This is a genomic window from Pseudomonas sp. NPDC096950 (assembly GCF_044762525.1).
Lineage (GTDB): Bacteria > Pseudomonadota > Gammaproteobacteria > Pseudomonadales > Pseudomonadaceae > Aquipseudomonas.
The window spans coordinates 46,362-72,467 of record NZ_JBIWEL010000005.1 but is presented as its reverse complement, the minus strand read 5'-3'; the positions used below and the strand labels follow the sequence as shown (position 1 = coordinate 72,467).

29 protein-coding genes are annotated in these 26,106 nt (G+C 52.9%); 16 read left to right on the top strand and 13 right to left on the bottom strand.

What is annotated here, in order from left to right:
* Nucleotides 1-5 precede the first annotated feature (5 nt).
* On the bottom strand, nucleotides 6-1,835 hold the full coding sequence (locus tag ACIQY3_RS11120; protein ID WP_403019308.1) for a DNA cytosine methyltransferase: 1,830 nt from the start codon (nucleotides 1,833-1,835) through the stop codon (nucleotides 6-8).
* Nucleotides 1,836-2,258: 423 nt separating this feature from the next.
* Between ACIQY3_RS11120 and ACIQY3_RS11115 the strand changes: the two genes are divergently transcribed.
* Nucleotides 2,259-2,873: a hypothetical protein gene (locus ACIQY3_RS11115; protein WP_403019307.1), complete on the top strand. Its 615-nt coding sequence runs from the start codon at nucleotides 2,259-2,261 to the stop codon at nucleotides 2,871-2,873.
* Between the two features lie 7 nt (nucleotides 2,874-2,880).
* Complete coding sequence (locus ACIQY3_RS11110; protein ID WP_403019305.1) at nucleotides 2,881-3,297, top strand: hypothetical protein; 417 nt, start codon at nucleotides 2,881-2,883, stop codon at nucleotides 3,295-3,297.
* 37 nt (nucleotides 3,298-3,334) lie between these two features.
* Here ACIQY3_RS11110 and ACIQY3_RS11105 read toward each other — a convergent pair whose 3' ends face one another.
* A complete protein-coding gene (locus ACIQY3_RS11105; RefSeq protein ID WP_403019304.1) occupies nucleotides 3,335-4,330 on the bottom strand; it encodes a DNA-binding protein in 996 nt (331 codons plus the stop codon).
* 441 nt (nucleotides 4,331-4,771) lie between these two features.
* On the opposite strand from ACIQY3_RS11105, the gene ACIQY3_RS11100 reads away from it, so the two are divergent.
* The 5 genes from ACIQY3_RS11100 to ACIQY3_RS11080 all read left to right on the top strand — a co-directional run bounded on the left by ACIQY3_RS11100 (nucleotide 4,772) and on the right by ACIQY3_RS11080 (nucleotide 8,528).
* The gene (locus ACIQY3_RS11100) at nucleotides 4,772-5,725 is read left to right on the top strand and encodes a hypothetical protein (RefSeq protein WP_403019302.1); all 954 of its coding nucleotides are present in this window, start codon (nucleotides 4,772-4,774) and stop codon (nucleotides 5,723-5,725) included.
* A 52-nt stretch (nucleotides 5,726-5,777) separates the two neighbouring features.
* Nucleotides 5,778-6,698: a recombination-associated protein RdgC gene (gene rdgC, locus ACIQY3_RS11095; protein WP_403019301.1), complete on the top strand. Its 921-nt coding sequence runs from the start codon at nucleotides 5,778-5,780 to the stop codon at nucleotides 6,696-6,698.
* Between the two features lie 50 nt (nucleotides 6,699-6,748).
* A complete protein-coding gene (locus tag ACIQY3_RS11090; RefSeq protein ID WP_403019300.1) occupies nucleotides 6,749-7,825 on the top strand; it encodes a hypothetical protein in 1,077 nt (358 codons plus the stop codon).
* Between the two features lie 162 nt (nucleotides 7,826-7,987).
* On the top strand, nucleotides 7,988-8,290 hold the full coding sequence (locus tag ACIQY3_RS11085; RefSeq protein WP_403019299.1) for a hypothetical protein: 303 nt from the start codon (nucleotides 7,988-7,990) through the stop codon (nucleotides 8,288-8,290).
* Between the two features lie 10 nt (nucleotides 8,291-8,300).
* Nucleotides 8,301-8,528 (top strand): hypothetical protein, encoded by a 228-nt coding sequence (locus ACIQY3_RS11080; protein WP_403019298.1) that lies wholly within the window; start codon nucleotides 8,301-8,303, stop codon nucleotides 8,526-8,528.
* A 58-nt stretch (nucleotides 8,529-8,586) separates the two neighbouring features.
* Here the strand turns inward: ACIQY3_RS11080 and ACIQY3_RS11075 are convergent, their stop codons facing one another.
* On the bottom strand, nucleotides 8,587-9,630 hold the full coding sequence (locus ACIQY3_RS11075; RefSeq protein WP_403019296.1) for a hypothetical protein: 1,044 nt from the start codon (nucleotides 9,628-9,630) through the stop codon (nucleotides 8,587-8,589).
* A 381-nt stretch (nucleotides 9,631-10,011) separates the two neighbouring features.
* Between ACIQY3_RS11075 and ACIQY3_RS11070 the strand changes: the two genes are divergently transcribed.
* Complete coding sequence (locus tag ACIQY3_RS11070; RefSeq protein WP_403019294.1) at nucleotides 10,012-10,194, top strand: hypothetical protein; 183 nt, start codon at nucleotides 10,012-10,014, stop codon at nucleotides 10,192-10,194.
* A 246-nt stretch (nucleotides 10,195-10,440) separates the two neighbouring features.
* A complete protein-coding gene (locus ACIQY3_RS11065) occupies nucleotides 10,441-11,208 on the top strand; it encodes a hypothetical protein (RefSeq protein WP_403019293.1) in 768 nt (255 codons plus the stop codon).
* Here ACIQY3_RS11065 and ACIQY3_RS11060 read toward each other — a convergent pair whose 3' ends face one another.
* The 3 genes from ACIQY3_RS11060 to ACIQY3_RS11050 all read right to left on the bottom strand — a co-directional run bounded on the left by ACIQY3_RS11060 (nucleotide 11,209) and on the right by ACIQY3_RS11050 (nucleotide 12,973).
* Nucleotides 11,209-11,670 (bottom strand): RES family NAD+ phosphorylase, encoded by a 462-nt coding sequence (locus ACIQY3_RS11060; RefSeq protein ID WP_403019292.1) that lies wholly within the window; start codon nucleotides 11,668-11,670, stop codon nucleotides 11,209-11,211.
* Nucleotides 11,667-12,122, bottom strand: a complete 456-nt coding sequence (locus tag ACIQY3_RS11055) for an antitoxin Xre/MbcA/ParS toxin-binding domain-containing protein (protein ID WP_403019290.1) — start codon at nucleotides 12,120-12,122, stop codon at nucleotides 11,667-11,669. The genes ACIQY3_RS11060 and ACIQY3_RS11055 overlap by 4 nt, the downstream gene beginning before the upstream one ends.
* A gap of 266 nt (nucleotides 12,123-12,388) precedes the next feature.
* Entirely contained in the window at nucleotides 12,389-12,973 is a 585-nt protein-coding gene (locus tag ACIQY3_RS11050; protein ID WP_403019289.1) for a hypothetical protein, read from the bottom strand.
* Between the two features lie 354 nt (nucleotides 12,974-13,327).
* Here ACIQY3_RS11050 and ACIQY3_RS11045 point away from each other — a divergent pair, with 354 nt between their 5' ends.
* From ACIQY3_RS11045 to ACIQY3_RS11025, 5 genes are all read left to right on the top strand, one after another.
* Nucleotides 13,328-14,275, top strand: coding sequence for a ParA family protein (locus tag ACIQY3_RS11045; RefSeq protein WP_403019287.1), 948 nt, complete (start codon nucleotides 13,328-13,330; stop codon nucleotides 14,273-14,275).
* Nucleotides 14,272-15,414, top strand: a complete 1,143-nt coding sequence (locus ACIQY3_RS11040; protein ID WP_403019286.1) for a ParB/RepB/Spo0J family partition protein — start codon at nucleotides 14,272-14,274, stop codon at nucleotides 15,412-15,414. The genes ACIQY3_RS11045 and ACIQY3_RS11040 overlap by 4 nt, the downstream gene beginning before the upstream one ends.
* Before the next feature lie 11 nt (nucleotides 15,415-15,425).
* Entirely contained in the window at nucleotides 15,426-15,839 is a 414-nt protein-coding gene (locus ACIQY3_RS11035; RefSeq protein WP_403019284.1) for a hypothetical protein, read from the top strand.
* 21 nt (nucleotides 15,840-15,860) lie between these two features.
* Complete coding sequence (locus tag ACIQY3_RS11030) at nucleotides 15,861-16,247, top strand: hypothetical protein (protein ID WP_403019283.1); 387 nt, start codon at nucleotides 15,861-15,863, stop codon at nucleotides 16,245-16,247.
* A gap of 68 nt (nucleotides 16,248-16,315) precedes the next feature.
* Nucleotides 16,316-17,518 (top strand): acyltransferase family protein, encoded by a 1,203-nt coding sequence (locus tag ACIQY3_RS11025; protein ID WP_403019281.1) that lies wholly within the window; start codon nucleotides 16,316-16,318, stop codon nucleotides 17,516-17,518.
* A 43-nt stretch (nucleotides 17,519-17,561) separates the two neighbouring features.
* Here the strand turns inward: ACIQY3_RS11025 and ACIQY3_RS11020 are convergent, their stop codons facing one another.
* From ACIQY3_RS11020 to ACIQY3_RS10990, 7 genes are all read right to left on the bottom strand, one after another.
* Nucleotides 17,562-18,395 carry a restriction endonuclease gene (locus tag ACIQY3_RS11020; protein WP_403019280.1) on the bottom strand — a complete coding sequence of 278 codons (834 nt, stop codon included), beginning with the start codon at nucleotides 18,393-18,395 and terminating at the stop codon, nucleotides 17,562-17,564.
* Nucleotides 18,396-18,438: 43 nt separating this feature from the next.
* The gene (csrA, locus tag ACIQY3_RS11015; RefSeq protein WP_403019279.1) at nucleotides 18,439-18,624 is read right to left on the bottom strand and encodes a carbon storage regulator CsrA; all 186 of its coding nucleotides are present in this window, start codon (nucleotides 18,622-18,624) and stop codon (nucleotides 18,439-18,441) included.
* Nucleotides 18,625-18,708: 84 nt separating this feature from the next.
* Nucleotides 18,709-19,062, bottom strand: a complete 354-nt coding sequence (locus ACIQY3_RS11010; protein ID WP_403019278.1) for a hypothetical protein — start codon at nucleotides 19,060-19,062, stop codon at nucleotides 18,709-18,711.
* A gap of 46 nt (nucleotides 19,063-19,108) precedes the next feature.
* Nucleotides 19,109-20,011 carry a hypothetical protein gene (locus ACIQY3_RS11005; RefSeq protein WP_403019276.1) on the bottom strand — a complete coding sequence of 301 codons (903 nt, stop codon included), beginning with the start codon at nucleotides 20,009-20,011 and terminating at the stop codon, nucleotides 19,109-19,111.
* 211 nt (nucleotides 20,012-20,222) lie between these two features.
* A complete protein-coding gene (locus ACIQY3_RS11000) occupies nucleotides 20,223-20,606 on the bottom strand; it encodes a hypothetical protein (protein WP_403019275.1) in 384 nt (127 codons plus the stop codon).
* Between the two features lie 58 nt (nucleotides 20,607-20,664).
* Entirely contained in the window at nucleotides 20,665-21,918 is a 1,254-nt protein-coding gene (locus ACIQY3_RS10995) for a type II toxin-antitoxin system HipA family toxin (RefSeq protein ID WP_403019273.1), read from the bottom strand.
* The gene (locus ACIQY3_RS10990) at nucleotides 21,896-22,240 is read right to left on the bottom strand and encodes a helix-turn-helix domain-containing protein (protein WP_403019272.1); all 345 of its coding nucleotides are present in this window, start codon (nucleotides 22,238-22,240) and stop codon (nucleotides 21,896-21,898) included. The genes ACIQY3_RS10995 and ACIQY3_RS10990 overlap by 23 nt, the downstream gene beginning before the upstream one ends.
* Before the next feature lie 127 nt (nucleotides 22,241-22,367).
* Here ACIQY3_RS10990 and ACIQY3_RS10985 point away from each other — a divergent pair, with 127 nt between their 5' ends.
* The gene (locus ACIQY3_RS10985) at nucleotides 22,368-22,694 is read left to right on the top strand and encodes a hypothetical protein (RefSeq protein WP_403019270.1); all 327 of its coding nucleotides are present in this window, start codon (nucleotides 22,368-22,370) and stop codon (nucleotides 22,692-22,694) included.
* A 58-nt stretch (nucleotides 22,695-22,752) separates the two neighbouring features.
* Entirely contained in the window at nucleotides 22,753-26,100 is a 3,348-nt protein-coding gene (locus ACIQY3_RS10980) for a hypothetical protein (RefSeq protein ID WP_403019268.1), read from the top strand.
* Nucleotides 26,101-26,106 lie beyond the last annotated feature (6 nt).

Here is a 26,106-nt window from a genome sequence, read left to right as displayed (position 1 = left end):
AGTAATTACCGCATCCGCAGACCAGGCTGCGACCGTGGCGGTACCTGTGCTGCTTCCGGAGCCAGCGCAAGGGAAAACTGCTCCATCTCAAGCTCTGCCTGGTGCACCTGTTCCTTGTGTTCCTCAATAGCCACAACAGCTTCCGGCGTGATGGCCGGAGCATTGTGCTCAAAGCGAATGACCTGAGGGACGGATTTGGCTGTCGGGTAGCGGATCTTGACTGCCTCTCCCAGCTGAATATCACCCAGCGTCAGAGCCTTGTGAAGAATGCCGACTCCGTTCCCGATATCCTGAATGGCCATGCCGAGATCGTTCATGCTGATCCGCCCTTCGTACGTTACCCCAGCCAAGGGTTTGCGGATTTCACTCACCACCATCCCGGCGGTATCACCAACCTCGACATTGATGGCTTCGATCAATTCTCCGACATTGCTGGGGCGCTCAGGCAACCGGTCAACGAAGCTCAAAAGTGATTCTGCGATCAGCGTTCCAACTTGCTCAAAAGGGTCATAGACGATGCCCTGTCCCAGGACTTCATGAGCAATGGTGGCTGACAGGCCTTCGATCAATTTTTCAGGCACTTGCTTGAAGCGGGCGTGCTCAACCTCGGTAAATTGCCTGAGCAAATCTGGATCCGTCGGGTGCTTCAGTTTGGGGTCAGTGCTTCGAACTTTCATGTACCCTTTCGTTAAGGTGCCGACTTTTGTTGCATCGGCATCGAACAACCTCATCGCGAAGTTGCTTCCCTTCTCCATGTCCCGCTTCATCTTGTCTTTCAACCCCTGCATATCGCTCCATGCAGGATCGTCAGGCGGGATTGCCTCAAGGTATTCGGAAATCGGGATCGGGTTTTTCACGGGCCGTTGCAGCATCGACCAATCAAAGGACATGCCCTCCGTCACAGCCACCATTACCCACCTCTTACGAGTATCAGCTGCGTTGTAATCTTCGCCGTCCAGAACTGTTTCATGAATGTTGTAGCCAAGGTCTTTGAGTTGCGTTCGCAGAATGGCGGCTGATGCGGTGTTTGCGTATGGGATGACATTTTCAAATGTCCAGAAGGCGGGGTTGACCCGCGCAAGGATCACCAAAGCACTTACGATCAAATGACCTACTTCTGGGTGTTCTTCCGGCACACTCGTCTGCCGTTTAGCTTGACCCGAAACAGATGCGCCCGAGCACGGCAAGCCGCTTTCCCCGCCCTCGCACAATGGAAGCTGTTCAAGCGCCTTCTGATCGAAGGCTACGTACTGGAGGGGAGCCCCAAGCGGGATGGTTTCCTTGTCCCAGGCATCATTAACATGCGACGCATGTTGAAGTAACCCTGTTCGAATTTCGTTCGCTATGGCAAGGCGTGTTTTGACTCCACCAGCTTCCATGCCTTTGTGCAAAGCATGAGTAAGGATCCCTCCGCCGTGTGATAACGAAGCAATATTTAATGCCTCACCGGTCTCAAGTTTTCTACGCAATCGATTGAGCCGTTCCTTTTTCCGGACTTCTGTCGCAAGTGGAAGGATAAACACCTGGCCTTCTCGTTGCACCAGCCGCACCGCAGACATGCCGTCAAACAGAGCCAGCATCTCAGTGCTGTTCAGGTCGATGACCGGCAATTCGCGGTCTCCTCGCTTTTTCGTGGTTACCACACGCGAGCCATCCGGATTGGCTTGAATGACGATGGTGCCACCCTTCATGTGCACGTCGTACCGACTACCTGGTGCAATCGAGGCTGTGGTCAATGGAAGCCCTTCCAGCCAGATCCTAGGCCTGCCTCTGTTGCTACCAATTTTGCTGACAAAGTAGCCAGACATGCTCTGTGATCGGTTCGGCGCGGCCATGGACTTGTTCCTCACATCCGGGTTGCTGGTGCAAATTACATTGGTTGATAATGTTATACCGAAGTAAATTTAAAACCAGGTGTGAAGTGGAATATTGTTCCCATTGACAAATGCGCAGAATCTGCGTCTATTTTCTTGCAAAAAGACTTCTTTTAAATATAATCAAATCGTAGTTTTGATTTCAGTCCTGGGAGCACACATAAATTAGGGCCCTGACTGAAACAGGAACTGCATTAGCTAACCAATTTGCTCCAGGGCTGCGCGGCGCAAGCGCTGATCCGGCGAAGCAACCGAATACCTGGCGAGTTGATCCAGATACACAAGGCATCAGCAATAAGCATCAAACCATTGACCTGGTTGACCCACGTTTTATGGGTTGAAGGTCGGCGACCACCATAAGGGATTCAATTTGAGGGAACTGAAATGAGCAACGTACACGCACTGAAGACCAGGCAAACCACCCAAGGCGTTTTGGCTGAACGCGCAATCTCCTCGTTCAGGGAGTTACTGTCGCGCCCGATGGACGCTGCAAAAGGCAACTCGATACCGCAAGGGATGCCAGCGCGTGGCCCCTATGGCGGCCAGATCCTGTATCTCAATGGGGGCGCTCCGCATTTTGGTGCTTATTGCGAAACGGACAACCTGCGAAAGAACAGACCATTCACCGCAAACGCAGTCGAGCTCCGCTGTGATGCACTCGCTATCGCGATCTACTTGAGCGGAGTCGTGCAATACCAGGTAAATACTGCCGAGGATCGCATCTCAACTGGAAACAAGGTTTCTACCTACGGCGGGATCCGCATGCTTGCGTTCCGCCACAAGGATGTTCAACCCTGCATGCAGGCGACTATCAAGGATCGAACCGCAATGCTCGCTACGGTGCACAGCTGCTTCGTTGAGATGTACAACGACCTGGCGCGCACCTACAACATCTCGGGCATGCCCTACGAGTGGCTCACATTGAAGTCATCTCATCAGGAAATCTTTCCGAGCCTGACCCTGCGCCTGGAAGATGCCGACAGGATGCTAGACCGGTGACTCATCAATGCTGATCATCTCGCATAACGAGCAAGACCAACATTCCGCCGCCCCCGTCTTAACGAGCGATGAAGCGATCAGATTCATTGCTGAAGGACTGAAGCCCAGTGGCTGTCAGTATCTTGAGGTGCCCGTGGGGAAACTTATTCGGGCGAGCGGTTTCTGGCTTTTACCTGGCATTAGCTCACACTCAGTTGCCAGACTTTTCCTAGTATCGAGAGATCTCACGACACCTCTTCTCAGTGATCCGAAAGTGCCCGGTGTGAAGGTGTATTTCAGCGAGCGCGCGTCGACATTTTATGTCGGAATAGTTTCGGAGCACCAAGCTGGCGCCCCGCTGCTGATACCGCTCATAAAGGATCTACACCCCCCGCTGCCAACGCTGCACCTGACATTCATCGGGCATGTGATTGCTGCGATCTGAGCACCTCAGGTAGCACATCTCAGGTAGCTTCTACGCATCATGACTTGGGCGGCAAAGAGTCCTTGGGAATGAGGCTAGTGAGTCGAGTGATTTCCTTCGCGTGATCTGCGCGCATCAGATCGCGAGTCTTCTTTTCATCGACAAATTTAGATTCAAACGAGTTGATTTTCTCCTGTAGGACAGCCAGCTGCGTCTTCTGCGCGTTGTTCAAGTCAATGACGGCGGCGTTTGATACCTCCAATTGAGAAAATGCCTTGGCTCTTTTCTCTAATTCATCACTATGAGCTTCTTTGATCTCTTTGAGTTGATGTTTGTGATCAGCACGCAAGCGATCCAGCTCTGATTGATGTCTTGTCTGAACTTCAGCCTGGCTATCCCGATGATCTTTCCGCAATTGCTCAAGTGCATCACGGTGGCGCGTCTCGGCCTCCTCCATAAGCTTGGCATTATGAGCCGTCTCAGCACGCAAGGTATGGAGTTCCTGTTGCAGGCTCGCAACTTGCTTTTCGAGGTCGTCAGCATCAGCTGCACGCTCGCGGGCTTTTTCGAGGTTGGATTCCATCACCGCTGTTTTCGACGAATGCTCAACACCCAAACGCTCATACCTTTCGATCTCCGAATGGCATTTTTCCAGGTCACCCTCCAGCTCTTCGATAGTGCTGGACGCATCCTTAAGCTCGGCAGCTGCCTGCTCGTTTGCAGCGATGGATTGCTCAGTAATTTCTTTTACACGCTTTTCATGGACACGATTCGAAGTCTGGTTGATTGAATGGGCAAGCTTAAGGATCTCGCCGCCGAAATTCTCAATCAACTGTCCAGTAATGGTTTCAACCTCCACCGGCAACGCAGGCACTTCTGCGGGAACCGCTGAGCCTTGCCCCTCCACATAGGCCTCCCACGTCCGCTTCATGCGCTCGACGTTGCCCTGCCCCAACAGCTTACGAATTGCCGAACCAGTGACTCGGCCGCCTGCTTCCTTAATTTGAAGGCCGGCCTCGATAACCTGCTGGTCGGTCACTGACGATGGGCGCATTGGGGATTCCTGCTAATTGGGCTGATTGGGGTCGATGAACCACAGAATAGCGAAATCTGGTTTGTTTTCAATAACAAACTAACTAACTAACTAACTTTGTCCGCAGCGATTGATGTCGCGCCCCTCAGCATTGGCAACAACAGCCACCTGTAGAGGCCGAGGGCGTTGGTGCAGCAGAAGCAGACCTGCAAAAGCAGTAGGCCCCACGCCTGGATCTGCACTGCGAAAACTGCCAAAGATAGGCTGCTGACACTGAATCCAACCCAGCCGTATTTTGAGTAACGTGTGTTGCTGGCGATCATGACCGCCCCCACGATTCCGGCAGCTGTACCAATGCACTCAAACCCGTTAAGCATGGCGGTCTCCGTTGATTTGTTCGGTATCATGTACTAATATCGTAGTTTATTGATTCCGTCCACAACTGAGAAAAAGGAAGCGGTGATGGCGAAGATGTTCGGCGGCACCTACACATTGGACGATCTGCGAAAGCTTACGCCCCCTACGACGGATGCCGCCGACAAGTCGGAAATGAGTTTTTCCGCTTGCCTCGCTGCGGGAGCTGCACTAGGGGATCTTATTGACGAGATCGAACGACTACAGCGCTGCAAGCCCACACCAGAGCCAGAGTCAGAGCCATCCCGGCTCACCATGACATCAGGTGAGATGTTCGATCAGTTGTATTCCGACTTTGGCCGCGCCCTTCTTCTCAAAGGCAAAGAAGCCCTTGAGGCCGACGACTCCTCCGACAACTGGCAAAACAATGATTGGCAAGAACAGCTCAATCATCAGATCAAAGAGAGTGTCGCGAAAGGCGATCCCGTGCAGATAGCGATGCTTTGCGCGTTCTCCTGGCATCACAACTGGCTGGTTGATCTGTCCGAAGCTGAATCGCAATCCGGCTTATTGATGATCCCCCCAGCGTCCATTCAGGCCATTGAGCCCAATTTGGCCATACAGGACGCATCCAACAGTTACGAAAAGCTCGAACGCAAGGTATTGGCCTGGACATCCAACGGCGATACCGGACTTTCAAGCCTGTGCATGGCTTATACGGCTATCGGCATCGAGTGCGAACCGGCACACCCGCTGGACTTGGACGATCTTCAACGCTGCTTGCTGCTTCTCGACGCTGTCCCGGAGCTACGCAAGGGACTCAGCGCCATGGCAACCGTCAGCCCTCATTGGCTATCCCTGACAGAGCGCTGGGATGAAGTCGAAGCAAAAGCCATTGCTGAACTTGGCTGGGAGTTCGGGAAAGGGTTCATCAAACCTATAGACGCAGCAAAACTTTCGTGCCGAGCACTCCAAGCGTGCCTTGCAAAGGGTGACGAGGTGCAAGCGCAGCTGAACAAAGCCGCCGACTATGAGCACTGCCAATACGACCAAACGGCCTAACACTTCCCCAAACCCGGCCGAGGGCCGGTAATTTCAGAAGGATCAATAATCCATGTGGTTCAACAACCTGCTCGCCTATACGTTCACCCAAGAAGTTGCTTTCGACGCAGAGACGCTAGAAGCAGCCCTCGAAACCAAAAAGGCACGTGCGTGCGCAAATCAAGAGATGAGCACGTACGGTTTCGTCGCACCTTTCGGCAAGGGTGAGGATGCTCCTCTCGTACACGTTAGCGGCGAGTTCATCCTCATCTCTGCACGAAAGGAAGAACGCATTCTGCCAAGCAGTGTTGTTCGTGACGCGCTCGCGGAAAAGGTCGAAGAGATTGAGCTCGAACAGAGTCGAAAGGTTTACAAAAAAGAGCTCGATCAGATCAAGGATGAAATCATCCAGGCCTTCCTGCCTCGCGCCTTCATTCGACGCAAAGCGATCTTCGCAGCAATTGCGCCAAAGCGCGGGCTGATCTTGGTGAACTCCAGCAGTCCGGCGCGAGCAGAAGATCTGCTTTCTACGTTACGAGAAGTCCTCGGGACTCTGCCAGTTCGCCCGGTCAACGTGAAAGCTTCCCCTACCGCATCCATGACCGACTGGGTCAGAACGAAGAAGGCTCCTGACAACTTCTTTGTCCTCGACCAATGCGAATTGCGTGACACCAACGAAGACGGTGGCGTTGTTCGCTGCCAACGCCAGGATCTCACCAGCGACGAAACTCAGGTTCACCTGGATAGCGGAAAAATCGTCACCCGTCTGGCAGTTGCCTGGCAGGACAAATTGTCATTCATCCTCGACGACAAACTGGTCATTAACCGGCTGAAATTCGAAGACCTTCTGCAAGACGAAGCTCAGCAAAATGGAGGCGAAGAAGCATTAGGTCAGCTCGATGCCAGCTTCACCCTCATGATGCTCACGCTGATGGAAATGCTCCCGCAGCTTTGGGAAGCTCTTGGCGGCATCGAAACCCCACAAGGCATCTAAATCTTTTTTCTGCGAGGAATCAGCTCTTCGCAGGCTTTAGGGCAAGCATCATGACGTCTCCAGCATTGACACATTCCGCGCTTTGCGACACTGCTAAAAAGTGGCTGACGCGATCCAACAGCCAGCGCGGCCATGGTTGCCACGTGGCACTCTCCGAATGCAGATCTGGCTGGGGCGGCGAGATGCCTGATGCAATAGGTTATCGGTCGATTTCAAGCACAGTACCCAGAACTGAGACTGTGGTCGTTGAAGTAAAGGTCTCACGGGCCGATTTCCTTGCGGATGCCAAGAAGCCGCACAGAGCAGACGGTGAAGGAATGGGGCTTTACCGCTACTACATGTGTCCAGAAGGGCTCATAAAACCTGAAGAAGTCCCGCCCCGGTGGGGCCTCCTATGGGTAACCGCAAGGGGCAACGTCAAACCAATCCTAGGGCCGGTTGCTCTTTCGAACAATTGCGGGACATTCGACGCAGCGTGTTTGGAATGGCAGCACGCTCGAAATACTGAGCGAGAGATTTGGTTGCTTGTTCGTGTCATGGCTAGGATCGATGATCCAGACAAAGTGAAAAACACGATCAACGCGGCTTTGCGTGAACAGAAACGGCTTTCTGAAATCGTTGTTACACAAGACGAGAAAATTCGAAAACTGCAAGCCTCCCAGGTTATGCAATCCTTCGAGCCAGTGAGCAGTACTGAATTGCTCGTCGCCATTCGCAGAAAAACCAATCCAACATCTACCCCCCAACAGCGCCAACCCAAGCAGCTTCAAACCCAGGAGATGACCATGCCAGATGCCAAACCAATTCAGCCGGTCGAAGTTGTCCGCGACCCCAGTGGCTATTTTTGCCATCCCTCATTTCAATGGGATCACTTGACCACCTACGAAGATATCCGTAAGTGGTTTGCCGATCATAAGCTTGAGCACGTCATCGTCTCGATGCAAGACCAACTGGATGCCGACGAGTATGAGGCGCGCCTCGAAGCTGACAATCATGATGCTGATGGCTGGAACCCCAAGCCACCTGATGACGGCCCGTGGTTCATCCTGTCGATCCACTGCGCCGATGACGGCCCGTGCTGTGTGATGGCAAAACCTGCTTTATCAGAAGCGCAGCGCGTAGCATGAGCAAGTTGTAAAAAGAAAAACAGTCCGTTTCTGCGCCTATACAGCAGAGCCAACGGATCACGGGATCGTCGCCAGCACACCCCAAGCCCAGCCGTCAAAACGCTGGGCAGCGGTAGTAGAGGAGTCGCGGTTTTCGCGTCCAGCAAATTGGAAGGAATTTAGATGGCCAACAACACCCAAACCCCAGCCCAAGAAAGTCGTAAGGCTTATTTGCACTACGCATTCCAGTTCGGCCAATCGTTCGTTCGCGAACCGAATGGAGCCGCTTTAAAGGCGGAATTCAATCAGAAGTTTGGCGACGATCCAGAAGCATTTGAACAGTTCAACTCCGGGATCAGAGAAGAGGAAACCAAACGGTCGGAACTCGGCATGACACCGGAGCAGTACCACGCGCACCACGAAACGAATATTCGTGCGTTGAACGACCGTCGCGAGGCGATCCATGTCGCATCCCTCGGGCGATAGGAAGAGAATCATGAACACTGGAAATGACGTTGATCACGCGCGGATCGCTGCGGATCTCTGGAATGCAGGGGCCGATGAGTTCAACCAATGGGATGCTTTGGGCCAAGATGAAAAAGATGAACTTATCGCAGAGCAGAAGCTTTTGCAAATCGTGAAAGCGATGACGGCAACTCTAGCAAGGCCTGACGGCACGGAAAGATCGCTGCACACCACAGGCCCGCATGCGGGCTTTTTTTGACCATTTCGGAACCCGACAAAAGCCGCGATACCTAAACGGCATCGCGGCTACATTGGGGTTATCGTCTCCATGGAAGGGCAGCAGCTGGAACCATGTACTTGCGAAGCACGATCCCGTCACGCTCACGATCCATGATTTTGAAGGTTGAGACGGTCATATCCATGACCGTCTGCACCAAGGAGTCGAAGTTTCGGACTGCCAGCTCCAACCCCGCGAGCGACAGCCCGTTGACCGCGATGAACCTTCCAGTCCCCTCGTAGTAACAGTAATCGATACGAACCCAGCTTTCTCCGGTGGAGGGGGCGTAAAGAGCCAAATCCCCATTGGCATCAGAACTCACTGGCACGAGATCGACGTACCGACCGAACTCGGTCACTCTCCCCGTCCATGGCCATCCAGGCAGCCTAGTCAGCTTCAACCGCCATTCACTTCGCCAAATCACGCCATCCTTATCAATCCGCTGATCCGGATTAGCACGAATATCACGCTCCAGATCATCGCACTCAGCCGAGAGCTTTACGTTCGCAGCCTCCTGCCCGAGCGACCGCACGTACCACTCACCATACATTTCACGATGCTCGTTGAAGCGATCTGCGAGGGAGACGTGTTTCATCCAGTCGCGCCAAAGCTTCCACCGAAGCGGGTATTTAGGCCACGAAACCACGTACTCCTGATCGGCAGCAACTATCGTTTCAACCCGCCAGCTATCACCTTCAATTAGAATTTCGCTTTCCATATGCGCACTTTCAGCACCAGGGATATCGAAATGCAGCGGGGCAACGTGCCTCACTGAGACCGTAAATAGGTCTTCAGTTTCGATGACTTCGTACCAGGGCGATCCATTACGAGTTGGCGGCCGGTGGCGCAGAGGCGGGATACCTTCAAGCAGCCTGGCATGCAGGGCAGAGTTCGACGCAAGGGGGAGATTTCTAAGCCGTTCAACGGGATCTTTTGACTCACGCTCGACTATACGATTCCAGAGCGCAGCGGCCCTGATGATCTTATTGTCACTATCGTCTCGTTTCACTACAACCTCTACAACAGAAAGCTGGGAAGCATTCCTGAGAAAGTACAGAGCACTGACTACTGCTTGCTCCTTCATCCTTGTAGGGCTGCTCAAACGCTGGCGATAACTTGGCGCCAATTTTTAATCTATGAGCAACGCAATTGAAAGTCCACTGCATTTTCCGACTTTAGTCGGAATTATTAAATGACTGTAAGTGCCACTGATGTGCCATCAATGCACTGTTTAATCCATTGCGAATGTTCATATTATACGATAGCCATCGGGCTTGCTGCTGCCCGATTAGCGGATTTGTAACTTCGTCTAGCGACCGCTTCCAAGTAACAATGAGCCGAAATCTCTGGCCAGCTGCATTCCGAGAAACCGGAAATCTATCGACACCCGGCAGTTGCTCAAATACCATGAAGGATATTTCCTGTACAAAAAGGGTATCCCGTGGCAGTAAAAGAGCTCGTCCCCATGACACCAGACCAATTCAAGGCGGAGATCAAGTCCCGTGGCTGGGACGCTGGGCGGATCAGCCTTCGGTGGGGCATGACCAAACGCCGCGTCCTTCAAATCGTTGCTGATGATGACAGACCGCGCTATTACGATGACGCCATTCGTTCCTTACCGCTCATTGTTTCTGATGAAGAAGTTTGATGTGAAGTTTGATTCACACTTTTAAGCCTGCTTGTAGGACAACTTTACCTTTTCGGTAATTGGCTAAACAAAAAGTATTAGACATGGAGGTGGGCATTCACCTACCTCCAAATCCCCACTCGTTTTAAATGTTTGAAAATTGCTTTTCTCATAAGCAATCTCGCCTTAACACCTTGTAGAATATGGCTCATAAGTGTTGCACCACATGCCCGAACTTGAGCCCTAACACCTCTACCTGGTTACCCTATGACCAATCGCAACAGCCGCTCTGTCGATATGCAATACATCTCTTCTACAGCGAAGGGATTCCTTGTTAAGTTCTTTGGAAAAGCTGGCGCAGAAGGCACACGCCCTCTTGAGGCTTACCAAACTTTCCTGATCCGTGAATACGGATCAACCGTGGCAGCGCGGGAAGCCGCTCAACGCTGGCGCGATGATAAAAAGGCCGTTCTTCGCCGACACCCAAGCGCCATAACGGCGATTATTGCGCTAACCGAATCCGGCCTGATCCAGGCAAGATGGACTGTTGCCTATGCAGGCAAGCGCCGGGAGCTCTCTATGCGCAAATTTGGGTATGCCGGCGCTTACAAAAAGGCTCTGACTGCGCTTGAGCTACTCATGGGAAGTCCACTCTCTATCAGGCCATCTCCACCGCAACCCACCCCTGAGCAAGTCAATTTGCTGGCAGCTCATCAAATTCAAATTGGGGAAGTGATGGATCTCCCTCCTGAAGGGATACGGTTGAGCGTTCGGAGAACAGGGGACGGATTTGTCAGAGCTGAATGGCTTGTCGACGTGGATGATGGCAAAGGCGGCACGAAAATCCGGACGGTATCAATGCGCAAGTGCGGTTTCCAGCCATCCTACAGTTCGGCCGTGGCGATTCGAGAAGCCAGTACAGGGAAACCAGTCACCGGGATGATCCCGCTGCCTGATGATGGCGAAGCAGAAATGCTCGCTGAGATTGGCGTGGCGCTCGTGGTCGAGGACAAGCGCCGCAGATTGGTGATGTGACTACAGCTTCAAAAGCCGTTCATCAAGCGGAAATGAGCCTACTTCAATTTCAGCCAGGCTCGCTTCTTCATGAAGCGGATTGAACAAGTAATTGGATGTGAACGGGACAATCGCACTCGGTATTTTGAGAAGCAGACTGTTCTGCTCCCTCAACCAGTTGTCACCCACCGCGCGAGTTACCCGCTCATCCCTTTGCCATCCATCAGCGAGAGGCGGGCATGTCTCCTGCGAAACGTTTGACGGCATGGTTACCTTCAGAAGCTGATACTTACTTGGCATGTCCTCGACATCGATCTCCAAGTGCACCAGCGTCTCAAGAAGCGCACCGGGTGGATTCTCAGCCATGTACACCACTGGCTGACCTTTTGTATGCCATCGTGCGCCAGCCATCACCCCGCCGGTACCGGAGAGATCTGCAAAGTTGCTTATGCGCCACAACTCCAGCTTCTTTTCATCACTCAAGCTGCGAATCCTTCTTGCACTTGATAAAGCATCTCCTCGACGAGAGATGCGCCCTGGGAGGTGCTGACCATGTCCAACGGTGTCATTCCGTCGAAGCGGCGTTTGGGCTTGTTCAACCAACGCATAGCTTTCGCTTCGTCACCGAATGATGCCTCCGCCAAAGCCGTGATATGCGCAACACGAAACAGACTGTCGCTTTCACTCGGGCTGAGCGGCTCGCCTTTCGCTTTGCGGTGATCGAGCGTCCTTGGCTTCACAATCCGATCAAGTACTAGCTTGCCGATACCTTTGGCCGCAAGAAGACCGTAGGCCTCAACATTCAACCCTGAGGCTACTGCTTTGTGTCGCTCGATGGCGGTCATAGCCAAGGGGAGCCTGGTGAGTTCAGCCAACGCATTGTTGTAAGCCGCGATTGCCGACGAGCGATCTGCTTTTTCAACGACTTTATTCATGAAAGTACTCCTTTCGCAATATGCCGAGTATAGCCGGCATATTGCGAAAGAGGTATTTTTTGTAACGTCCATTTGAAATGAAAATGGGTCATCAGATTTTAAAATGGCGCACATCTGTTGCATGCTCATAAATTACCAGTGCCCCCACGCCTAGCAACGCCCCGACTGTCACAGCCAACGCGAATACCGCCATTACTACGGGTTTGTCCTTCAACATCTTTGCACCACGTACGGTTAAAAGCTGAGACTTACGCCTCAGCCCTGTTTCAACCCAGTCTCGGGCTACTACTGGCTTTAACACCAGGACGCTCATCCTGAGCTACCGCCTGACGAGCGCGCTGCTCTTGCTCCAGACGTTGCTGCGCTTCAAGTGACTGAGCTAAGCCTTGCTGAGTTCGCTCAACGTGTTGCTTGAACTCAAGGCTTGGCACATAACCCTTCTGCTCAGCCGCCTGAATCTCTTCCCTCACTTCCTTGTACGCTTGGTTGATTTGCTGCATCACTGGCTTGGCTTTCTCAAGGAACTCCAAGTTTTTTTCCAGATCCGCTGCACTCTTCTTCGCAGCCCGCTCGGTGATACTGCTACCGACGAGGACTCCGGCTGCTACGCCAGACACAATGAGGGCAACCGGTACAGCTCCAACAGCGGCAGCTGTAACCGCACCCAGCACAGCAATACCAGACCCAATCCTGCCCCATTTGCCGACACGCAAAAGATCAGCCGGCTTGAAACCTTGCTGATGGGTCTGAACAACTTTTTGGGATACACCGATTTGTCGCTGGATTTTCTGCGCCGTTTTCTGGAGCCAGAGCATTTGTTCCTGCGGCTGTTCCCTCGGCGAAGCATTCATATGAAGTACTCCTTCAGTGGTTGATGACACGGGATCAGGGCAACACGCGAGCGAGGCCTTTCACCCATTGGCTTCCCTTGCTACCAACGAGCAGCGAGGAGAAGTCGTTTACTAGCCAAACAAGCCCCTTCCTGAGGCTAGATCACGGCCCAGCGAATACCCTAACTGACGTGGAAAAGTAGCTTTGCCTTCACCACTGGACGAATACCCAGTACATGCAAACCGGGCCTCTCGGCGGCAATAGATCCTAATAGTGTATTTATACCAGAGACGTAAATAACCGATGCGTATAATTTGCGCGACTAATTTCTCTCGTGTATTGTTTGCTGACTAATCAACCGAAGGGCGAGAGTAATGTCCGTTTTGATCCCTTTCTACCCTCACCCCGTTGTCCCTGTGATCATCAGCTTTAACTACAAGGGCGGCGTGGGCAAAACTACAACCAGTCGCGTCTTGGCCCAAGGTGTGGCTGATCTGCCCGAGCTTAATAAGGGCAAGCCGATACTGATTGTCGACCTCGATCCGCAGGCAAACACTACTCGCCGCTGGCAGCTTCATCGTATCAACGAGGACGGTAGTCTTGTTCCCAAGGATCACCCGGCCTTGATGGAAGATGACGTTAAGCACAGTTCAATTTGCGACCTGTGGCTTGATGTTATCGGTGTACGTGAAAAGCCGCTTGTGCCAGTCCCCTACGAAACATCGAACCCATTGATCCATGTGATTCCAGCGCATGAAGAGCTGATGGCAGAAGTCATGCGTGTGCCGCGTGATGAAGTCGTCAAACTTGGCCGCAATATGCGTAAATGGCTGCGAGACCCCGCTCTCGCTGAGCAGTACTGCGCGGTGGTGCTTGACACCCAACCATCTAAATCCTCCCTGATTGACGCCGCTCTCGCCTCCGCTACTCATGCCTACATCCCATTTGTCCCAGAGCCGCAGAGCGTGGATGGTGTGATGTCCATGATCATGTACGCCGGTCGCTACATCAAAGAACGACGCGAGCAACAGAACGACGTTCCGCTGCGACTTGTCGGCCTGCTGCCGAACATGGTTCAGCGCACACGCCTGCACAATCAGCACATTAAAATCATTCGTGACCACGAGGTATTCAGCAAGTACCTCATGCCTGTGAAGCTTCATAAGCTGATTGGGTATGCCGAAACTGATGATTGGCGCAATAGCCCCGACCAAGTCACCGCTTTGGATAACACTAACATCGCATTAGAGGCCAAAAAATTCGTGAAGTACCTCTGGAATGATGTGATGCAAGATGCAGAGATACTCGGAGGTGGCGCATGAGCTCCGATACACCCCCTGCTCCAGTAACTGCCCCACGGGGGCGTCGTGAGCTTGGAACAAGTTTTGACAATGATCCGCAGGCTTCAGGCGCAGCGAAAATGCTGCGCGACATCGAGGACGGTGCAAGTCTGCCTTTAACCCCAGATGAGCGGTTTGAGCCCCACTACGACCTGTCAATTGTTAAGCCATCGCCGAATAACCCGCGTCGCATCAGCCTGGATCGCGCTGGTGTTTCGGATGAGCGTATTCGCAGCCTGATTCACCTGCCTGGCGAGTCCTATGAACGCTGGGCTAATCGCATTGATACGTTCTCTGACTCCTTACACGTTAACGGAACGCCGCCAAGCGCCATTGCCACGTGGGAAGAACTCTTTGAACTTGCAGTCTCCATTTTGAGAAATGGTGTACTTCAACCCATAGTCATCCGACCTGACAACATCATCATTGCAGGGGAACGTCGCTGGGTTGCATCAATGCTCGCTGGCAAGCCTTTTGGCCCAGTACTCATCAAAAAAACCAGCGACCAGCAGGCTGCAAAACTGCGGCTGATTGAGAACATTCATCGTGAAGACCTTTCTCTTGAGGAGAAGGTGCTCAGCTGCCGCGCAATTATGCTGATTGAAACTGGCATGGCGCTCGGGCCGGACAATCCGGGCCTCACCATGGAGGCAATCCAGAACTCTATTGGTTGCCGCCATACTCAGTCCTCCTACTACTCATCCATGTGCAAACTCCCTGATGGAGACCCGCTGCTAGAACGGATGATGTCGGGCGAGTTCACTTCACTGAAAGCCGCTTACGCTGAAGCGAGTAAGCGCGTACGTCAATTGTCTGCGCCTCCCGGTAGCCAACAGCTGCCTGCGCCTGGCGGTGACGGGCAAGACCCCGATAGCAACGCTCCCAAGACTCCTCAGCCACCAAAACCTGGCGCTCCGCAAGCGAAAATACGTATGCCCGGTACCGCTGGCGGACAGAAGTTTTTGGCCGTGCTGAAAAAAATGGATGGTCTACCACCAGAAATCGTCACACAGCTTGAAAAGACCTCAAACGCTTGGACAGGTGCGCCGGAAAAGGTCAGAAAAAAAATGCTGATCGACACCCTCGAATCGTTGTTCGCCGCAATTGATAGCGAAGAATAGGAATCAGCAAAATGACTTCCCGCCGCGTACTCGACACCACCGCGAATACAACCAAAAAGACTTCCAGGTCTTACCCTATGTGGTTTGATGTGGATGAAGCAGCCAATGTCAGGAAGGCTCTTGCCCTTCAAGATATGTCGACCCCAGACTGGGCAGCTGCTGCTTATGCTCGACTAATCCGAGAAACGGATCAGGAGCTCGACTCCCTCCTTCATGGCCGGAAGTACAACAGCAAGGTCGGGAAGGAGATGGTCAGCATGCGCGTCCGCCAGGACACCATCGAAGATGCGACCAAGCTTGCGGAAAAGTATGACGCAAGCATACAAACGGTGCTGTCTACCGCTTTCGCTATGCACGCTCTCGCGCCAGATCTCAGCAAGGCTAGCGAGTTGATCGCCGATGGCCAAGCGCACGATCCCGAATAATCCGCAGAAGAAGCCATCGTTATGAAGCAGTTGTGGATCGCGATTTCAATTATCACTGCGTTTCTTGCCGGGTGTGATGGTGCGGACGACTCTGCATTTTTGGTGCTGGACGAAAGAGGTCTGGCCACCATTCATTCCCCAAGAAACGACGATCCTTCAACTGCCTCAGGGCCTTACAAGATAGAATCAAGCCGTGAGGATCACCGAATAACGGTTGATACCAAATGCGGTCAGTTACAGTTCATCTACAAGCGCGCTTCTGGCCTCAGATTCGTTGATGATGAGCAGTCCAACAGTGCCGCCTATCAATGTGGATTTGGCACGCAATCAAGCAGCGCTCAATGGAAGGTAGCCTTAAAACCTTTAACTGGCCCTAGCCTTCCACCAACTGCTGATTGGCCTAGATAACGCGTCTTTTACAATCTGAAGTGACCCAAAACGTTCTGGGTTAAACACACTAAAATAAAAGAAAACCTATGAGCGCAAATAAAAACATAGAAATCGAGTACCTGCGCGGTATTGCTATCGTCATGACGGTACTGACCCACGCCAATCTGCTATTACCGTTCCATTCTGAGTTCTTCGTAAAACTCTACAATGTCTACTCACCGTGGTCTGGGGTAGACCTCTTTTTCTGCATCTCTGGTTTCGTGGTCAGCAAAGCCTACCTCGACTACTTCGACAAGAATCGAACTGAGGGTAGATTCGGTCTGGCGGCCGCATCTTTCTGGATTCGTCGCGGATATCGACTTATTCCCACCGCTTGGCTCTGGGTGCTTATCCCGCTTGCATTCTCCATGTTGTACAACCAGTCCAACGCCTTCGGGTCATGGTTTGACAACCTGCGCAGCTTTACAGCCGTAGCAACCTTCACCGGCAATCTAGCCAATCAATATGGCCTGCTGCTCGGGCCAAACTCCGTTTACTGGAGCCTGGCCCTTGAGGAGCAGTTTTACTTCGTCTTCCCTTTGTTCCTGCTTCTAGTCACATCGACCCGTTGGCGTGTGATATCTCTGCTCGCCATGATCGCCATTCAATTTGCGCTGGATCGAAATGCATTTGCCGCGCCGCCGGCTGGCATGCTTTTCTCTTTTAGGGTCGATGCGATGATGTGGGGGATTCTGCTATGCCTTTTCACCCGCACGTCTCTTTACAGGGAACTGGAGCCCACCGTTTTAGGCGCAAGCACAATAAAACGATTTGCTGTGACGGCATTCCTTGTCTACATGCTGGGGGCTATCGCCGCTCAGATGATTGCGACTCCAATTGCGGTCGGACTAATAGCGATGACCGCCCTGATCATCGTGTGGTTGGCAAGCTACCAGAAAGGTTACATCTACTGCCCCGGCGTGCTCAGCAAGACGCTCCAGTGGTTCGGCGCTCGCTCATACGGGCTCTACGTCATCCATATGTTCGCGTACCACTTGAGCACCGAGATCTGGAGCCGCGTTGCAATGGAGCGCGGCTTGACTCTCGCACAAGGATTTACGACAGAGCTGGTGGTCACGTCGATCCTGATCATGCTGGTGCTGAGCGAGCTGAACTTCCGCTTTGTTGAGTCACCGCTCCGGCGGAAAGGGGCTGAAATCGCCCGACGGAAAATGGCCGGTGTCGACACAGGTTCAGCTGGAGCGATAAAGTCCAGCGAATTAGCGGACGCACCTGGGCAACGGGTGTAATGGAATGAAGGGGCTGTTATGGGTAGCCCCTTCACTATTGCCCTCAGCGTGAGCCAGGGCAGCGTGGAAAAGCAGCGCAACCCAAGAAAGCAGTACCCGCACGAGGGCCACTTTTTACTGTCCTACTCACAAGAGGCCCCAAGCAGATTTTGCAGATCCCTTTTGAATTGATACGTGGCTGCGCAGGTGCCTGTGCGGCATCCATCACGCTTTCCGGCTTCAACCCCTTCCCCTCTCTGATCCATCGAGCAACTATCACTCCGTCTATCAGGGCGATGTTTTTCCCTTGGGCAAATGCTGCCGCACTTTTAGTGAAGGCTCCAGACGTCACGACAAATCCACCGGTCGCTCCTCGACCAGCCACGACGCCATAGAGCTCCCGTACTGTTGCTACACCAACGCGGGCTGAGCGCCACTTTTTGCACTGAACCAGGTAACGCCCGTCACCCCTCTTCAGCTCAAGATCAACCCCACCATCAGCGCCCTTAGGAGTCTCCTCCACGATGAATCCCTGACGACGGAAAGCTTCGGCCATCAGTTGCTCAAACTGGTACCAGGTTACGCCCTCAATGGCTGCCTGATCCCCGCCATGCTTCAACACCTTGCGATAGACAGACCGGGGGCCGGCGTATCCAAAAGCCTTGCCGATGATGAGATAGACCATGTAGATGGGGACGAGGTATTGGGAAATGAGCAAGACATACTTCGTGAAGGTCATGACGACCAATTCGGCCAGCGCGGCCAAATTGGGCGCGCCTCTCGTGATCGGCAATAGCAATTGGAGGTGGTGAAATGCCAGGTATGCAGTTACAGCAATGACAATCAGTACCCAAGCGGGCAATCGTGCCAGCACAGCCCCATTTGCTTTCACTGGCATTTCTTGCGAGCACCTTCAGGTAGGGCTTGAGAACGCTGCCAAATCAACGCGAGGAGTCCGCTTGCTTTGGGCCATGGATCCGCTCGTAGATCTCCTCGCGGTGCACCTCAACCTCCTTAGGCGCATTGATGCCCAACCGCACCTGCATCCCCTCGACACCCAAAACAGTGACAGTGATGTCATTTCCAATGTTGATGGTTTCATTCACTCGACGCGTCAAAATCAACATGCATTCGTTCCTATCAGACAATAATTTGGTTGGGCTAACTGTGGGCTCACCCGGTTTTGCAAAATCAGCTGGTTGAAGCTGCGGTCACCGGATCGGACGGCGTTGATAACCAGGCAGGTACTCGGCGATCAGTGGCATACAGATCCGAACATCATCCTGCATTTTTTCAAAAGGGCGCTCGCCGCTGAAGCGCTTCATGAAGAGGTTCCAGGCGGTAATCAAACGGCATTCTGGCGGGGCTTTTTCGATTGTTCGCTTCAGAGAGGTCACGGTTCGCATACCTTGCTGGTAAGCGCTCGACGACTTGCAAAGCTTCGCAATCGCCGACACATGAGACTCTCTTTTTACTAAGGCCGAAGATATCGCATCAGCCTGCTCTGCTTCGCCGATGTGGTCGAACAGCTGAGCCATTAGTGTGTCGATTTGATTCTTCTCCATTTTAAAAAACTCCATGCTTACGTGGGTTGATCTAAACAAACAATCTTTAACCTCGCCGTTCAGACTGATATTGAACAGCAGCGAGGTCTGTGGAAATTGACTGGGAGGGTTCGGACAAAAAGTACTTTTTCACATCTCGCGAACACCAACCCAGGCCTAACTGCGCTGGCAGACATTCCTGAAGATGTACGCCGCTGATATAGCCCGACTGGCAGAGCTGCGCGATGGTTCGGTAAAGGAGTTGGCGATTTCTGACTGGAAGCGTCCAGCGATGCCACACCACTGGAGCAGCCCTCAAGCTTGACCCGTTTGCAGGCCTTGCATAATGAAGTTCTAGCCTCGACTGGCAGGCAACAATCAGCTGACGCTCACGCATCAGCAGCGCAGAACCCGAACTTTTGCAGGTGAGTACAAGCGAGTAATCCGGTCGTTCAAGGCAACCCGCGAATCCGAGTACATCACCCGTTCGCACAAAACTCGCTACGTCGGCAGAGAAAATTGACTCCGTAGAATCCATATGGACTTCACGCCGTTTAGTCGTGTCCACCGACATTCCAAGTGCATCGCCCATTTTGACGAAGCCCCACAAGGCTGCGGTTTTAACTGGATCGGCAGAGGGTATGTGGCTTCGTTCCTGCTTACTAGCCTCCGCCCGCCGGCCATACGCAGAAGCCCATGAGAACGACTGATTAGGCTCAGAGGCGGAATAGTTGGCGAAGCTCTCTATCAGCGCGGGAGGAACGTTTTCGCCCCTCACATACAGAAGATCTAAGCCGTGTTCGGTGCAGACCCACTCCGGATCTAGGTCAATGATTCGACCTGATCCACACCCATCTGCAAACTCCGACGCTCCTGCCTCTGAGTCACGAACGGAAGCGACCAGCACTTCATCAACAAGCCTTGGATATGAGCCATGAGTGAACTGAGGGTTTTCTGGCATCGAATTCATGGCGATCCTTTGATATGGCGGCGCAGCGCACCGCACGTCATGCCACACGAAGGTTTGATAGGATCCAAATATTAGACGGTATTGTGTGTCTATACCATAGTTTTGATGCTCACCCGACGAACGCTTCTTGGCGACGTTGGAATGGACGTTGAATAGAATTGGGTTAAGCGGTGCTTCTGGGCGCTGAGTCACAGAAGCACGTCAGATCGAATCAGGCCGGTGCTTTAATTTCGTGATTGACGGTGACGTCAATGAGCGCGCCCGACAGCGTTTTGACCTCGTCTTCAGTGAGGTAATAGGCGACACCTGGATAGTCTTTTTCACTGGTGTGCAGAACGATCCGAACTACGGGGTCTGCGCCGCTGTTGGTGATTAGCCGATCCGCCTGCACAAGCAGTTCGTGGAAGCACTCATTTTTGCCGCCTGGCGGCGATATCAGACGGGTGTAGTGAACTGACTCATAATCCTCAGCCGCCTTGGCCTTTTCAGCAAGTTGAGGGCACCAGGTACCTGGGCCCATCTCACTTATCCCGGCCTGGTGAAACGCACCATTTCTTGTAACCAGCGTAAATTCTTGCGTACGACCATATTGCATGTGAATCTCCATAAACATATTGGGCATACCTCCAGCAGGCACACCCCTAGAACCCTACTCATCGAGAAGGCCCTTTCAACGGCTTCGCAGTAGGTACCTCCAATGCCTCAGCCTGTCTTTCGAAACGACGACAACAATTCGACAGCATGGAGATGTCCAAAGTCGACATCTCAGCCTGCATGAAGAAGTCAGCCGCGTTCCGAGTCACTTCGTGAAGCTCCTCGACAATACCTTTTGCCGTTTCAACGTCAATGCCAAATTTGTGCGGCATGCTCACGAGGTTTGAAATTGTAGACGCGGCTCCCTCACGGCCGACTATCAAGGCTTGATGGGACACGCTTCCAGGATGTGGCAAAAGGTCAAACGCAGGGGAAAGCCGGTACCCATTTTCTCCCAATAAGAAGCCGGTATTGCGAAGGTGGTCGTCGGTATTGCCGACAAGAACGTTGAACACCATCCGCCGGTACAGATCCAGCAGATCTGCCTCGGCATTGGCGCTGATTTTTTGGATTATCTCAGCCAGGCGCAGATAACTCACCGAGCCCTCAACATCGCCAACTCTCATGCGCTGTGGATTTATGAGAGCGTTGGCACTGAGATAATGTTGGCGAAACCCATCCCCTCTATCGAAACGCTTCACCAGCAGCACTGAGCGCTCTCCGAACGAAATGAGTTCATGCTCTGGCGTTTCGATGCCGACAGCGTTCGCCATCTGTAGAGTTGCGAATTCGGCCTGTGGCTCATTGAACAAATCCACATCACGACTGAGCTTCGCCAGCCAGTCCCCTCCTTTGTATTTGACTGTGACCTTGGGCCGAGCGCCGCCCATAGAGGATCCGTGCCAGAGCAGCCGCGCCAGCGCCTCATCAGGGATCAGTTCACCTTGATCGATTTCGTGAGCGGCCAGCATGAGGTGCTCAAGCTCCTCAAATGCAGGGGGTTGGTGCAGCTTGGGCAGTTGGTTCCGAGAGCCGCTGAACATCAAACACCCAACACCAGCGCCACGCGTTGCGAGCAACCACTCTATGTCGTTTGCGGGGTGATGCTGATGGGTCGCCAGTAAAACCTTGCGACCCCAGTTGTCCGGAGTCGCATCATCAAAGCACCCCCACATTCTCTTGGACGAGAACTGCTTATCGCTCAGCGGGAGGTTGATTGGGTCGACGGCGAAACTGTCCGGGCGACTCAACCAACTGTTAGCGTAGCGAAAGAGAAATCCGCCATTGTGATAGGCGATCTGGCCGACCGGCCGCGCATCACCTTCGTGCTTTTGCGCAAAGACAAAAGCATTACCAATCGGCTGCCAAGACATCACTTCCCTCCCCGTTACCACTTACTCGGTCTGGTTGAGCAGCTCGCTCCATAGCGATGCCCACCTCATCTGTGTCCGGCGATGCCACCAGCGCAAAAGTTGATTCAAGATCGAGTGCCGACAAAACATTCATCACCACGGCCAGGGTTACACCCTCCTCGCCATTCTTGAGCCGTTGGTAGGTTTGACTACTGATCCCAGCACGACCGCAAACGGTGGAAATTCGAAGCCGTCTACGCACGCGCGCCAAGTCGATGTTCTCCCCAAACCTTTTGAGGAGGGAAATCGACTCCTCTGACATCAAACCTTTATGCTTTCGCATGATTTATCACCTCTAAAACTATAGTAGAGATGATATATCACTTAAAAGGATTTGCCTAACACGCAGATTCTGCGTACAGTGGTTTTGCGTCGTTAGAAACTGAATTTGTAAGTCATCAGATCCTGAAATGCTCATAGGCGTCGATCACACAATGCGCACTGATAAGTCCCACACCGCCGGCTTGAAGCTCGCCAGAAAGGCTTTGAAAGGTGCTACCACGCTACCGGACGGACGTAAAGCGATCGACACTCTTCTCAGTGATTCGAAAAAGTCGACGGGCAATGAGGAACTCGGCCTCTCAAAGGCTGAGATAGCCGCTGGAGCCCACTTTTTCTGGGACATTGCGACCAGGAAAAACCTGAAGCCCGCAGAGCTGGCAGAGGTGATCAGGCGACTGGCATCGGGAGAGCACGTCCATGACGTCCTTCCACAGCGGTTTTTGCCACTCGAATGATGATCAGCACACGATAATTGCTCAGGCACAGCACATACACGGAATTTGAGTACACACCATGACCGACTTGACCTTGCAGGATGCCAACGAAAAGTTTGAACGAGTTGAGCGCTTTCAAAGCCTCAAATCCGGTGAGTACTGCTCCGCTCGCGAGCCCGTGCCTGAGGAAGCTATTCTGGAGAAGGACACCCTCCTAATCTTGTCCATCGACTGGGTCGATAACGCACCACACACAATCACCTTACGGGCTCATCCCAGACACTACGGAAAATCTGTTCGTGTCGAGGTGGAGGAAGACGGCAAGGTCGTATCAAGGTTTCGAGATATGCGCACCCATCAGTTCCTGATCAAGGACTTCATGGACATTTTCGAACACCAACCGGATGCAGAGAAAGTACGCGCGCAAGAGCTTGCGGAGACCCAGGCGCAGATCTTCGCTCTACAAAACGAATTGGTGGAAACACAGAAAGATCCAGCCAAGATGCAGGCCATTATTGAAGAAGGGCTTGCCGAGCGTCAGAAGAGCAATCCAAAGTCAGGTGACCAGCTCCCGGCGGTAATTGACTATTCGACGCCCACCGTCACTTCAGTTAGCCAGGCAATAGCAAACGGCCTGAGCGAGGAGTCGATCAGCATCCTTAAGGGACAGGCTGAACACGTACACGCTGTAGCCACCATCCAGTCCAAGTGGATCACGAACAAAAGTGCCGAAATCAATCAGGCGATCTCGGCCATGACTCCCTACTTCGAAGAGAAGGGGGCGGCCGCGCTTGCTCACACCGAAGAGATGAGCAGGTACGTTAAAAAAGTTATCGACGGTGTGGCCTCGCTGTCGTTATACGTAGGCACGAATGTCAGCGTCACCACAATCAGAACCGGCAAGAGTGCCCCCGCCTCAGCACCGCTGACAATCGTCCAAAGCAAGCTCATCATGATCGAAGAGCTATGCGTATTTGAGGACGTATTTGAATCTACTGACCATCGCGGGCTTGAACGCTTTGAGGAGCTCTTGGCCACCGACCTGGCCTTAGTCGAACAGATTTTCCCAGCACCACGCTGCATCATTTGCATGGCAGCAACCCGCCGAGACATCGCATACAGCGATCCATGGGAGTCCGAGCAACGAAATTCCGAAAACAAGAAGGTGTTCCTGCTAGTACGTGATGGCGAGAATGTCCACATGGTGCTTTCGCCTATCGAGAGCCACCTTGGTTCGGCGCGACTTTTCCCAAGTCGAAACGAGGTTGATAAAGTCTTCACCGGGTGGGAAGGCGAAGAAATCACCTTCCAGAGCCTCCAATACACCAAAGCGTTGAAAGCGTTTGAGGTTCAAGCGCTTCATTACAAACGACTACTGATTTTGCTCTGCGGGCTCGACCATCGCCTAAAGCTGTTCGGGGACTTTTATCAGGGCCCGCCGTCATTTCACTTCATTTCTGAAGCGTTCCAACGAGAGCACTTTCACTTCATTCACGATGGCGACGAATCAACACTGCTTGAAGGCGGAGATCGTCTCGAACCGGTCGAGCAGTGGTTGTCGAGGATGAATCGCTATCTAACGTCGGGAAGTCGTGTCCTTGGCCTCTGGCAGACGCTGAGCACAGACAGCGGTTCCGCACCAGGTGCATGTCGAATCGACGCGAGGTTCTACGGCGAGCCGGACACACGGATTGCGTTTAAATCTGGTAAAGACATCTGTGTAACTCTCCCGGTGAAGAAGTCATCCATTCATGAGGAGACCTTTAACGTCAAGGTCATCCCCAAGCGGTTCACCGGGGAGGACACAAGTCTTACCCCATACCTGGTGATGGACGCTGTTGATCCCGATCTTCTTTATCAGTACATCCACGACCGCAAATCGCGCACTCACCATCTTAGGTACATCCGGCTTTTCAAGCAGGCACTCGAATTGGTTAAAGCTGAACGGATGCAGGAAGATCCTGCGCGAACCTATCTGCAAGACATGCTTGTGGCTGGCCGAGTGGTCAAGCCGGAAGATTGCGAAGAACTGCTAAACCACGGCATTCGACTTTGGCGGGCGGCCAACAGAGGCGAACCACTGCCATCCGTCTCCGCTGATAAGGCATCAGCAGAGTGGACAAGTTTGATGCTTGTGATTTACCTGCTTAGCAACGCGGCGACCACCCAGCTCTCGCGTATTCAAAAATATGCTGAGCAGCAGAATATCGAACCGGTGAGAATTGCCGTGTCGGGTAAGGGCCAATTGATCATATACGCTGCGCCACCAGAATCTCTGCGGGATAACCGAGTGACCCCGCACGCTTGGGTGCACCGGACTGTTCTGCGCCTTGGTGAGCGTTCAATTACGGCCGCGTCGAAAAAATGGGCACGCGTGCCGGTGCTCAATGCATCTGAGCACAGCGTGATGGACAGTCCAACGGCGCATTACTGGCAAACCGTATTCGCAGGTTTCGAATCGCCTGATCAGAAAAAAGCAGTGCTCTATGCTTGCGAAAATGGGGTCAAGTTTCTTCGTGAGCTAACGCAAACTGACACTGCATTTGATCAACTGGTCAACGAATATCTGAGTGCGCGTGAATCAGCGAGCACAAAAAAAATGGTTGGAAATCCAGGCCTCGCCATTCCAATTGGCGTTTATGTTAAGAAAGGCGCGCGCCGCACAACTCTCGGCGTCCTGACTCTGTACAGCGAAAATGCAATGAGCTTTATCGCGGCGATGGCACCTACATCGGTTATTCGTGAAGCGCTGAAAAAGGTTTTCATAGACCCGTATGAGAACAAGGATCTTTGGGCAGAACGATTCGAAAATTACCCTATCCGAGACGCCATTCCAGCGTGCGTAAGGTTGAAACAGATCCGGAGGGCCGACAGCTTCAACGAAGCGGTGGTGCCTTTGCATGCACCGGGACAGCTGAACTATCTCGATATCACGGGTGATTTCTCCAAGGTTCCCTCATTCAACGAGATGGTTTTAGGTGTGATCCAGGCTAGTCCGGACTCTACGGTTTGGCTTGCGGGCGGCCTTCAACCCAACGGCAGTAAGAGCCTTGATGCTCTATTTGGGATCGAAGATGCGGTGGCGCGGTATGAGCCTGGCAGGATCTATCGCTACACCTTTTTCCGAGGAGCCATGGGGAACAAATCGCCGTACGAGGAAGTTTTCGTTGCGGTTCCGGAAAGTCGCGCACGCTCCAGCAGGGGAATCATGGCCGGCATGGATCGTCCTCGCTTGGACTTCGCCAGCGAATATAGCTCGGAAGGCAGCGAAAGCTGGTTGCTGCCTGAGCAGTTTGAGGCGATCAAAGAAAAATTTGATGCGACCTACCTGACAGCCGAACAGCTTCCAGAGGGGATGCCCGTCGTTAACCCAGAAGGCACGCTCGGCTGTTGGTACCGAATCTATAAGCCGAGCAAAACGAAATGACTTTAG